Origin of the sequence: Streptomyces murinus (genome assembly GCF_002154555.1) — a bacterium.
Classification (GTDB): Bacteria; Actinomycetota; Actinomycetes; order Streptomycetales; family Streptomycetaceae; genus Streptomyces; species Streptomyces murinus.
In genome coordinates this window covers 1-11,084 of sequence record NZ_MUNF01000678.1, presented here as the reverse complement: position 1 = coordinate 11,084, position 11,084 = coordinate 1, and the positions used below count along the sequence as shown (strand labels likewise).

Annotated in this window: 8 protein-coding genes, 2 tRNA genes and 2 pseudogenes; 4 read left to right on the top strand and 8 right to left on the bottom strand. The window is 65.5% G+C overall.

The features are described 5' to 3' along the window. Positions 1–37: 37 nt before the first annotated feature. Both CCN72_RS40995 and cdgB read left to right on the top strand, forming a co-directional pair. Positions 38–664 (top strand): annotated as a pseudogene (locus CCN72_RS40995) (caspase, EACC1-associated type); the annotation flags it as partial. 222 nt (positions 665–886) lie between these two features. Beyond that, positions 887–1,810 (top strand): annotated as a pseudogene (gene cdgB / locus CCN72_RS40990) (diguanylate cyclase CdgB); the annotation flags it as partial. Between the two features lie 146 nt (positions 1,811–1,956). Here the strand turns inward: cdgB and CCN72_RS32905 are convergent. The 5 genes from CCN72_RS32905 to CCN72_RS32885 form a co-directional block, all read right to left on the bottom strand. Beyond that, positions 1,957–2,068, bottom strand: a tRNA-Arg gene (locus tag CCN72_RS32905). A gap of 218 nt (positions 2,069–2,286) precedes the next feature. After that, a complete protein-coding gene (locus CCN72_RS32900) occupies positions 2,287–3,861 on the bottom strand; it encodes an SIR2 family protein (protein ID WP_086811883.1) in 1,575 nt (524 codons plus the stop codon). A 279-nt stretch (positions 3,862–4,140) separates the two neighbouring features. Next, a complete protein-coding gene (locus CCN72_RS32895; protein WP_086811887.1) occupies positions 4,141–4,392 on the bottom strand; it encodes a hypothetical protein in 252 nt (83 codons plus the stop codon). A 311-nt stretch (positions 4,393–4,703) separates the two neighbouring features. After that, positions 4,704–5,876, bottom strand: coding sequence for a serine hydrolase domain-containing protein (locus CCN72_RS32890; protein ID WP_086811881.1), 1,173 nt, complete (start codon positions 5,874–5,876; stop codon positions 4,704–4,706). A 72-nt stretch (positions 5,877–5,948) separates the two neighbouring features. After that, positions 5,949–7,292, bottom strand: a complete 1,344-nt coding sequence (locus CCN72_RS32885; RefSeq protein ID WP_086811879.1) for an NsdA family TPR-like regulatory protein — start codon at positions 7,290–7,292, stop codon at positions 5,949–5,951. Positions 7,293–7,755: 463 nt separating this feature from the next. On the opposite strand from CCN72_RS32885, the gene CCN72_RS32875 reads away from it, so the two are divergent. Further along, the gene (locus tag CCN72_RS32875; RefSeq protein ID WP_208638166.1) at positions 7,756–8,106 is read left to right on the top strand and encodes a hypothetical protein; all 351 of its coding nucleotides are present in this window, start codon (positions 7,756–7,758) and stop codon (positions 8,104–8,106) included. Here the strand turns inward: CCN72_RS32875 and CCN72_RS32870 are convergent. From CCN72_RS32870 to CCN72_RS32860, 3 genes are all read right to left on the bottom strand, one after another. After that, positions 8,094–8,951 carry a hypothetical protein gene (locus CCN72_RS32870; RefSeq protein WP_143664278.1) on the bottom strand — a complete coding sequence of 286 codons (858 nt, stop codon included), beginning with the start codon at positions 8,949–8,951 and terminating at the stop codon, positions 8,094–8,096. The genes CCN72_RS32875 and CCN72_RS32870 overlap by 13 nt on opposite strands. Positions 8,952–9,070: 119 nt before the next feature. Further along, positions 9,071–9,146, bottom strand: a tRNA-Arg gene (locus CCN72_RS32865). A gap of 74 nt (positions 9,147–9,220) precedes the next feature. After that, positions 9,221–9,850, bottom strand: a complete 630-nt coding sequence (locus CCN72_RS32860; protein ID WP_158101460.1) for a TetR/AcrR family transcriptional regulator — start codon at positions 9,848–9,850, stop codon at positions 9,221–9,223. 280 nt (positions 9,851–10,130) lie between these two features. On the opposite strand from CCN72_RS32860, the gene CCN72_RS32855 reads away from it, so the two are divergent. Continuing rightward, positions 10,131–11,042 (top strand): LysR family transcriptional regulator, encoded by a 912-nt coding sequence (locus CCN72_RS32855; protein WP_158101459.1) that lies wholly within the window; start codon positions 10,131–10,133, stop codon positions 11,040–11,042. The last annotated feature ends 42 nt before the right edge of the window (positions 11,043–11,084 follow it).

Genomic DNA, 11,084 nt, shown 5'->3' with positions numbered 1-11,084 from the left:
GAACAAGACGACCGGACCGAAAGGCAGAGGGACGGACGTGGCGAATCCGCCTGACCCCGCGACCTCGCGCGCGGTACTCATAGGAGTCGGCGCATTCGACATGCTGCCCGGTCTGCCCGCTGTCGAGAAGGGAGTGAGGACTCTCGCGGATCTCTTTGCCCAGCAGGAGATCTGGGGACTTCCTCCAGAGAACTGCCATGTGGTTCTCGACCCGCGGACACCGCGTCAGCTCTCCAAGGCCGTGGCGGACGCGGCGGAAGCCGCCAAGGACACCCTGCTGGTGTACTACGCGGGGCACGGGCTGATCGAATCAAGGACGGGCCAACTGCACTTGGCCGTCGGGGACAGCGACCGGATGTCCGTGCATGACACGGCCGTCCCCTACGAATGGATCCGCCGGTCGATCGAGCACAGCACCGCCGCCCGACGGATCCTCGTCGCGGACTGCTGCTACAGCGCGCGTACCTTCGGCATCCAGTCCGCCGGAGCCGAACTGGAGGTCGAGGGCACCTTCCTGCTCGCCGCGGCCGCCGAGAACGCGGTCGCCCTGTCCCCGCCCGGCGAGCCGTTCACCGCGTTCACAGGCGAACTGATCAGACTGATCAAGGACGGTGTCCTGGAAGGCGGCGAATTCCTCGATCTGGACACCATCTACCAGCGATTACGGGTCGAACTCGGCCTGAAGGCCCTACCCGAGCCGCACCGGCTCTGCCGCGACAGCCTGGGCAAGGCACCGTTCCTTCGCAACACGGCTTTCCGGGCTGTGGACGTGAATCCGCAGCGCGGCTGGGACAACTGGAGTGCGACGCAGACGTCCGACGGGTATGACGCGGAATCGACCGCCACCGAGACGGAACCGTATGTCCGACTCGCCAGCCTCCGGAGCCTGCTCGACCAGCTCATCACCCAGGTGTCGCCCGCGCAGAGCCTCGCCGACACCCTTCAGTCCGTTGCCGACGGCGTCGTCGCCGGACTCGGGTACGAACTCGCCGCCGTCAATCTGGTGCGTCCGGACGGTGACCTGGTCGTCGCCGCCACCTCAGGCAGCCCTGCCACCGGTGCCCTGATCACCGGCCGAGTGGGCTCGCGTGCCTCCTGGGAACGACGCCTCACCATGGGGGAGAGATGGGGCTCGCTCCGCTTCATCCCGTACACCGAAGGCTGGGTTCTCGACAACGACGACGTCCCGCAGTTGTTCACCGATGGGCCCGTACTCCAGTGTGACGACGCATGGCACCCCGCCGACCGGCTGTTCGCACCGATGTATCTGCCGCGGGAGCGTGAGGGGGAACTCCTCGGCGTCATCTCGGTCGACCGGCCACGCAACGGACGGCACCCCGGGGCGTGGGGCCAGGAGGCGCTTCAGGTCTACGCCGCCCACGCGGCAGTCGCGATAAGCAACGCCCAGCTGCGCGGGAACATGCAGCGGGCCCTGGTACGCCTGGAGCGGGAGCAGCAGGCACTGCGGGCCAGCGAGGAGTCGTTCCGGCAGGCGTTCGAGTACGCGCCCAGCGGTATGGCCATCTCCGAGATGGGGGGCGAGCAGCACGGTCGCTTCCTGCGGACCAACGACGCGCTGTGCCGGCTGCTCGGCCGGCCCGCGTCCACGATGCGCCGGTACTCCTTCTCCGATCTCGTGCATCCCGAGGACATCGGAACCCTGCTACGCGCCTCGGCCGAAGGAGGCCGCGCCGAGCTGCGCCTCGGGCGCCGTGACGGCTCGTTCATCTGGGTCTCCATGCGCAACTCCGTCGTCGCAGACACCGCAGACGGCCCCCGCTACCTCCTGACACACATCGAGGACATCGAGGGCCATAGACCCCCGGGCACCATCGAGACTGCTCCATAAGCAGACCGCTTGCTGCGCGGGCGCCTCGGTCGTCAGCGACCGCTTGCGTCGAAGTCAAAAGTAGACACCAAAGGCCCCGGACCAAAATCGGTCCGAGGCCTCTGAACTGGTGCCCCCGGCAGGATTCGAACCTGCGACACCCGCTTTAGGAGAGAGGCTGGGGTGTCGTGCTGGTGACCTGGGGCTTCGATGACTGGTGAGATACCCAGCAACTCGACCGCTGGAAACCTTCGTTGACCGTGACTGACCGCTGCATCTGGCACGGCAGTGGCACGAACCTGAGCCGACGACAGCCAGCCACGACGGCGGGTGCGTCGACCGACCGTGTACGCGTATGCCTCGCTGCACCCCCACCGGCCTTAGCCACGCTACTGGTTTGCGCCGTCGACCAGAGCAACCCGCGACGGCCGGTCCCGTGACGACGGGCACGAATGTTCTTAATCAGGTTGCTTCTGGTTCCGACGCCCATAGGAGAGCCAATCGAGAAAGCATGTGAGTTTGACGTACTGTGTGGCTCCCCACGTCTCATCTTTCAGATGCTTGTGCGTCTCCAGGAAGCTGCGCAGCTCATCGATCGAAACAATCTCAGGGTTAAGGTAGACCCCATAGTTAATGACACCATATACGCCTTTCTTCTCCAGAAGGTCAGCGATGCCAAGAACCCCATCAAGGAAACGCGATGAGTTCTTTTTGTATGCTTCTCCGGTGGAGATTCCATCCTTGCTCTTCTCGGCCATACTCGTAATTCTGGGATCGATGACGAGATCCGTTTTCACGTTTCCGGACTCGTCTAGAGCATTGTACTCTGCTAGGTACTTGTAAACAGGAAGATTCCCCGATCCCTTAAGCAGGCCTGGGAGCACCTGAGTGACTATTGAGCCTGCCTCGAATTCGGACTTTCCGTCCACTACATCTTCGATAATGTCCCATCTCGTGAGTCCGATGTACCCTTGCTTCCCAATTTTGGCATGGACTCCGACACCGAAAACCACCTCAATGTCCTCGCTTCGCGCCTTGTCGTCGATATCGGCAACGACCAGGCGGTTGTGTGGATCGTCTGCAAGGACAAGGCCGTAGACTTGCTCCTTAAGTCGACGCAAAAGCTTAGCCGGAAATGACCTCTTCAGTTCTGAGAGGATCGCGAAGACGTCTACGAAATCATTAACCGTCACCCTGAGAACTGAGAGAGGATAATCATTAATCATGATCGTGTACGGATCTACCGAAGGCTCGGCGCTCGGTTCCCACTGAACGAAAATGAGGCGGTCTCTCAGGTTCTCGATATTATCTTGAGTCAAGCACCTTGCAATGGACTGCAAGATCATCTTCACGTTTTGGTCTCCAAGTGAGTACGCCAGAAAAATTACTGGGTGCTCAACGAAGATTGTCATCAACTTGGCTGCAAGGTATGCGTTCCTCTCCTCGAAATTGGCATAGTCCTTAGCGGTCAGGACTAGGCTGTCGGGGGCGGAGTAGCTGCCGTGGATTTTGTAGATCTCCCCGATCCCTTGAGATGTGGAGAACAGCAGCTCGTCTTGCCCGGCGAAAGTGTGGAAGTCGGGGAAGGTCGTTTCGAGTAGAGGGTCGTAATTGGTGGTAATGATGCCGTCGACTACTGCTTGCTTGAGAAGCGTAATTTCAGTTGAAAGTGGTTCCGTGAGCGTGTCAAGTGATGGCATCTTCGAGAGGTGCTTGGCGATTTCTACCTTCAAGGCCGATTCGACCCCTTGAAGAGAAGAAGACCAGTCCCTCCGGCTTGCGGAGAATTCTTCCTTTTCCCACCAGATCTCGTGAAAGACTTCCGCAATCTTTGATGCAACGGTGGGCAGGTGCCCGTTAGCGCTGGTTTTGTAGAACTCGTACGGACGAGGGGTGAGGCTTGCGAACCGACGCAGCAGGCCCTCCCAGTCTTCTGTGCCGATGTAGCGTCGAGACAGACCCGAGCCGACGAACAGAAACGGTGTTGAAAATCGGTGCAAGTGGGTGGCCAACTTGGCGCGTACTACGGTCATGCGACGCACTGTACGCTGATGGCGCCCACTTGATGGCGTGTCTGTTCATGTTCCCGGGCAGGAAGTTCATTTACTTGATGTAGTGGACACATTTCTGTTCTCGACCGCCCCAGCCACGACGTACCCCTTCTCTGAGGTCAGGCGGCTGATTACGACAGCGCGGCACGGCCGCCGGCCGGGCTGGAGCGGGACGGAGGCAGGAGCACAGGCCCGGCTGGGGGCCGGGCCGCGTGCGGGGAGCGGAGCGAGCCGCCTTGAACCAGTGGAGAAAGTTGTAACTTACTGGCTTGGGCTGGAGGTTCCCTCAAATCCCGAGCGGCGGTCTTTCGCGACCTGGCGGCCGTGAGCGGCAGCTCGTAGCAGTGACTGAGCTACTCGTTCGGCGTCGTCGGGGTGGAGGTAGATCTCCTGAGTCCAGAGCAGGGACAGTCGCACGGTGCCGTTCAGCAGGTTCGTTGCCACGTCCACTTCGACGCCGTTGCCCGTGGCGTCTGTGACGTTCAGGTCCAGGTCGCTGCTGTAGGCGCTCATGTGTTGAGCATGCCTGAGGGCCGGCCTCAGGCGCGAGGTCGGGCACCGATCGTCAACTGATAGGGGACTGTCGCGGGGCCTGAAGTCGTATGCGCAAGGGGGGAGTTCGACTCCTTGGCGGTGTGTGAGTGGCAGGTAGAGCACCGGGCGGAGCGTCCAAGTGATTCATGTATCGGCATGGTTCACTGACACCGTGTACGGCTCGGCACGCAAGAGAACTCGTCGGCCTGGCCCGGCGTTTGGAGTTGTTCGTGGATAGGCAGGTGCCGATCCGGCCGAGCGGAGTCACCAAGCGATCTGCTCACGGCCGACTATGACAGTGATCTCCGCACCGCGTCGACCAGTGCGGCAGCACGCGCATCCTCATCACCAGCGATGATCTTGTTCATCGCGTATCCGAAGGCAACACCATGCTCCGGATCAGCGAAGGCGAGCGACCCGCCTCGGCCAGTGTGACCGAAAGAGCGTGGCCCGATCATCGGGTTGCTCTCTGTGGCCAGCATGTACCCGGCGCTGAAGCGGCTCGGGATGAGCATGACCTGGTCCTTGCCGCTGGCCTGCTCCTTGGTCGCCGATGCCAGGGTGGCGGGGGTGAGCAGGCGCACGCCGTCCACCTCGCCGATCAGCGCAGCGTACATGCGCGCAAGAGCGTGTGCGGTGCCGATGCCGTTGGAGGCGGGGAGCTCGGCAGCCTGTACTTCCGGTGAGTCGAAGTCGATCTCGGCTGGGTCGGTGACCGCGTAGGCCCGGTTGCTGAATGAGTTCGAGTCCCGCCAGGCGGCGACCTGTTCGCGGAGTTTCTCGGGGACCGACTCGGTGGGCAGGGCGGTGAGGTCGACGTCCGGCCGCTGATACACCAGGCGGCTGACTCGGCCGCGTTCGTCGGCGGGCAAGCCGATGAAGAAGTCCAGGCCGAGAGGCACAGCGATCTCGTCGGCGAAGAAGCGGCCCGGCGAGCGGCCGGACACCCGTCGGATCACTTCGCCGACCAGCCAGCCCCAGGTCCGGCCGTGATATCCGTGCGCTGTGCCCGGAGTCCAGAGGGGGCGTTGAGCGGCCAACGCTGTCACCATCGGGTGCCACGCCAGCGCATCCTTCAACGGCACCGGCCGATCCAGCGCGACCAGGCCGGCCTGGTGGGACAGGAGCCAGCGCACCGGGATGTCCGCCTTGCCGTTCGCGGCGAACTCCGGCCAGTACTTCGCGACAGGAGCGTCCAGGTCGAGCTCTCCGCGCTCGGCCAGCATGTGCGCCGCGGTGGAGGTCGCGCCCTTGGTGGCCGAGTAGACCAGTTGCAGCGTGTCCCGCGTCCAGGGACGACCGGTCTCGGCGTCGGCCACGCCACCCCACAGGTCCACCACCGGTCGGCCGTTCCGGTACACGCACACCGCCGCACCGAGGTCTCCGTGCCGGGTGAAGTTCTCCATGAACGCCGCGCGCACCGACTCGTACCCGGGTGCCACCTGACCGTAGATCGTCGTCATGTCGGACATCCTGGCAGTCGTGCGGCCCTCTTCACCGGGACGGGCTCGTCCCCGGTGCTCAGGCGGTCGACATCAAACGGCGACGGTCAGTTCCTGCAGACGTTCGCGGAAGTCGAGGACGGAGGGAACGGACCTGTGCGGCTCAAGCCGTGTGGAGAACTCCTTGAGGCGGTTCAGGGCCCGGATGGAGCTGACGTTGTCCTCCAAGAGTTCGGCGCCGTAGTTCGCGGCGTCCAACGCACCCTCCAGGTCGCCGCCGGCGAGCCGTGCCTCAGCGAGACGGCTTGACCGTACCGCCTTGTCCCGGGGGGCGGCTCTCGTCACGGAGGCCTCCAGGGAACTGGTCGCGCGTTCCACCTGACCCGAGCGCAACAGGACCTTTCCCTCGGTCGACCGCAGTTGTGCCTCACCGAACCAGTCGAGCCAGTCAGGGTTGTCGTCCGTCATCTGGCGTTCCCACAGGAGGGTGGCATGGTTGAGGGCCGCGCCGGCCTCGCGGTGGTCGCCGTCGCGTGAGAGGGCCTCTGCCTTGTGCAAGTAGAGGAACGACTGGGTGCGGGGCGACAGAGAGCGTGGCGCGTTGTCGATGGCGGTCGAGATGAGGTCGACACGCTCAGCGGTACGCCCCGCTTCGGAGACGTGCACGCCCATCTCCGCGAGGACGAAGGCGCCGAAGGCGTCGTCGCCGGTGGTGCGGGCGCTGCGCAGGGCGCCGACGTAATAGCGCTGGCCTGCGGATCGTAGGCCGGCGTCGTAGGCCATCCATCCGGTCAGGTGCGACACGCGAGCCGCCAGCGCGTACAGCCGGAGTCTGACTTTGTCCGTGTAACGGCCACCGCCGAGGAGGCCGGTGACCAGAGCCAGGTCGCCTCGCGCCTGTTCCAGCAGTCGAGCGCCTCCCAACTGGTCGTCGAGCGTGCGGAGGGTGCTGATGCGCTGCTCGATCGTCGAGACCATAGTGTCCGTGACCCGGTCACCTTTGAGCGCCGAGGCCATGGCGGAGGGCGCGTCCACCCAGCACGCCGCGAGACCGGTCAAGGCGGCTTCCGTGATGGTGAGGAAGCCTCTGCGATCCATCCGCCCACTCCCCACCAGATCGGACAACGCCTCGACCGTACCGGCCTCTGTCCACGGAGCGGTGAGGCCGGTCACCTCCCAGACGGGGAGCCAACGTGGCCACCCCTCCGCACGCGCCTGCTCGTACGGGACGCCCAGCAGGTCGGCGAGGACGCGCTGGGCGTCCGCGTCCGGCTCCTGGCCCTGTGCCCACTTCCAGACAGTCGTCCGGTTGGTCGCGAGCGGGATCCCGAGTTTCCTCCCGTGTTCCTGCATGAGCCGGGCGAATTGGGCCTTGCCCCATCCATGTGTCTGGAGCAGGAAGGCCAGCGGGTGGACTGCTAACGGCTCGGTAGGCACGTCATCGCTCCTGTCGTCCCCTCAAGGCGTAGTGGGAAGGCTACTTCCCGTGTCCGAGCGTGGGGGGAGAGCGTCGCCAGGAGAAACCCCATGGAAACGTTCCGGTGGGCGGGGCAGCGCCGTTGACTGAGTATCAGCCGCCGACGAGCGAACTCGATTGGAGTGCTCGCGGATCGGTTCCTCAGATCGGCAGCTCCATTCCCGCGGCCCCGTCGGTGATGGAGCCGCTCTCCAGCTCTTCGGAGGCGTCCGCCATGCCCACGCAAGTCCACCGGTTCATGCTCGCGGGTATCGAATCCGAGGTGCCCCTGGCTCGGCACGAGATCGTCGACAAGGTGCGTGCATGGGGTGTGCCGCTGGACGAGGAGACTGCCGACGCCGTCCGGCTCGTCGCCTCGGAGCTCATCACCAACGCGGTGGTCCACGGGGCGGGGCCGATCACCGTCACCCTGTCCGCGCCGGCTTGCTGGTCGGCGCCAGAACGCTGGGCGCGGCGGACACCTTCATCGATGCGTGGGGTCTGGGCGATGGCGAGGCCTGGGGGATGAGCCCCTTCGGAGGCAGCACCCGGGCCTCGGTGTGGGACAGGATCGACCCGCGCCTATTCCTTCACGACTGCGGTCGGCTCTCCCGCGTCCAGGCAGCGTTCAGAACCGCCTTCCACCTCCCGCGGGTCGACTCCATCGCCGTGGGCACCGACGAACCGACCCACCTGGAGGAACTCGTCGGAGCCCTGGCAGGCCAGGTGGAGGAGCGGACCGTCCAGGAGTACCGCGGGCTCCTCCGTGACCGCTCGCGTGATCAGTCCGCCTGAAGCTCCTCGATGACCTGCTCGGCCATGCGCCGCGCGGGCTCCAGCCGAGGATCCGCCGGGTGCGCGTACGGCCCGAGCATCTTCGAGCAGACGAACAGCGTCATCAGCTTGCCGTCCCGGCTCTCGAAGTCCCGCTGACGCTCGTGCTGTACGCGATCGGCCAAAGACGGGACGGCAAGCGAACTCCCCCACAGCGAGGCGGAGTCCAGTCCTTGCGGGGCGTTCCCCCAGTCCTCCCAGTCGAAGAGGCTGAACACCGGGGCCGTGATGTTGGCCCAGTTCAGGTCGGCATGGGCCGGCACCCAACGCTGGACGGTCGTGTCGAAGTCGCCAGAGAAGACGGCTCGGATGGACTCGGTGACCGACGCCTGGGTGATGGTCTCGGTGTCGGGTGTGGCGAGCCGCCTCGTCCGGTGCGCGGTCAGCGCGTCCAGTGAGGCGTTCAACCCGTCCCACCACTCGTCCGGGAGTTCCGGGGCCTCACTCAGAATGGCGTTTCCGACGGGAGGCGCCGGCAGGAGATCGGTCTCGTCGGCCCGCCACATCACCGGTTCGTCCGTGTCCCGCCAGACCACGCATCCCTGCCATGCAGGCTGGGCGACGCCATAGAGGCGGGCGGCGCACTCCGCGCCGTTCCATCCTTGATCGGTGATCTTGTCGAGCAGGCGTCGTTCGATGCGGACCCAGGTCTCGCGGTCCGTCCGGGCGCCCACGGACCGGCGCTTGCGCACCACCGTGTCCAAGAGGAATCGCACGTGAAGAGAGCGCGCGACGCGGTCCAGAACCTCATCAACTGGCTTTACGCGTAGGTCAACAGCCTGACTCATGGAGGCCGAGAGCGTCATACCCGCGACCGTAGCAGCGAGGCAGCGAGAGCCGTGCGCCAGATGGATCGGGCTCTCGCGGGGATGCCAGAAACAGACGCCAGAAGCCTCGGACCGAGATCGGTCCGAGGCCTCTGAACTGGTGCCCCCGGCAGGATTCGAACCTGCGACACCCGCTTTAGGAGAGCGGTGCTCTATCCCCTGAGCTACGAAGGCGGGGCTCGACCCACAGGGTACCGGATCGGGGATCGGGTGGACGTCGGGTTCGGTCGCCGGGGGAGGGGTGGGAGTCAGGCGCGGGTCACGATGCCGTTCAGCAGGAGTTCTGACGCCTGCACCAGTTCCTGTTCCAGGCGGCCCTCGGGCTCGTTCTCGGCCTCGCGGAACCAGCGGTACAGGGTGCCCAGGTATATGTCCCGCAGGACGTTGCCCACCTGTTGGGGGATGACGTCCTCGCGCAGTTCGCCGGTTCTGCGGCCGTCCTCGACGATCTCGGCGAAGAGTTCGGCGACGTAGGGCTCCTCCCTCAGGGGGCGGCCGGCCTTGACCCAGGCGACCAGCATCGCGGCCGTACGGTCGTGTTCTTCCTCGTTGATGTGGCCCAGGACGGTCATGCAGCGGCGCAGCCGGTCCGCGGCGCCCGTCCGGTCGGGGAAGGCGTCCGCCATGATGCTGACCAGGCGTTCCCGGCGGCGTTCGCCCCAGGTGCCGATCAGGTCTTCCTTGCGCGGGAAGTGGTTGAAGAAGGTGCCGCGGGCCACGTCGGCGCGTTCGGCGATCTCGTCGACGGACGTCTGGTCGTAGCCCTGCTCGGCGAAGAGTTCCAGCGCCGCCGTGTACAGGCGCTCTTTTATCTTGATCTTGTTTCGCCCGCGGCGCCCCAGGGGCTGGGCCTCGCTCTCGGTCGGGGACGTGTTCATCTCTTCCTCCTGTACGCGCGATGCCGGTACCAGGACAGAGACATGCGCCGCAGCTGAGTGCGCCGTCCGCTCGGGCGTCCCGCCCCCGCTCGTTCTTATACCACAGTACATGGATAGTTCACAGTCGAAGTATGGGGAACCCCGGATTCGCGAGTTGTTCGTAGATGAACTCAGGGGCAGAGATGTATCGTGGTTCAAAGTTGACTCAAGGTCGTCCTCGTGCCGAGTCGGATGGCAGGCAGCACGCCCTGCGAGAGCCGGGCCGGAAGGAGACTGCAAGGTGGATGTTCAGAGGCTCGAGACATTCGTGGCCGTAGCGCAGAGCAACACCCTCGCCGAGGCCGCGGAACGGCTCGGTTACGCGCGTTCGACGGTCACCAGTCACCTCCAGGCGCTCGAACGCGCCCTGGGGGCTTCGCTGTTGGAGCGCGGGGCGTCGGTGAACCGGCTCACGAGGGCCGGTACCCGATTCCTGGAGTACGCGACGGATATCCTGGACAAACTGGCCCAGGCGCAGGCAGCGGTGGCCGCCGCCGCGGAGGACCGGCCCAGCACCCTGAGCATCGGCGCGACGGCGTCCCTGTGCACCTACCGGCTGCCGAGCTTCCTGCGCACGCTCCGCCGGCTCATGCCGAACCTGGAGACCCAGATCTTCGTCGGCTCGGTCGCCCAGCTGCGCGACCAGGTCGGCCGGGGCGAACTCGCCGCAGCCCTCATCAACTCGGCGCCCCTGCCGACGTCGGTGCGCGCGGCCGAGGGCGACGACCGCCGGCATCTGTGGACCGACCGGGCCGTCCTGGTGGGCACGCCCGAGTCGGTGGCGCGTCCCGAGCGGCTCCTGGTCACCGCGCCGGGCTGTGTCTACCGGGACATCGCCGAGAAGGAGGTGCTGCCCCGGCTCGGGCGCGTCCGGGTCCAGCAGGTGGGCAGCGTGGACGGCGTGAAGTCCTCCGTGCTGGGTGGCATGGGTGTGGGCGTGGTGCCGGCCATCGCGGTCGCACCCCAGCTGGAATCGGGGCAGTTGACGGAGATGCAGCCCTCCGCGCTGTCCCCGGTGATGTCCGAGCTCATCTGGAACGCCGGGGTCACCCCCGCCCATGTGATCCCGCACTTCCAGCTGCTCCGCCCGCCGGGCAGTCTCCAGCCCGCCCGGCCCGGCACCTCATGCGTCACGAGCGGCATAGCGAGTTGAGCCTGAGAGAAGGGGAACGTGAGGGTACGGGGGGAGTGGGGG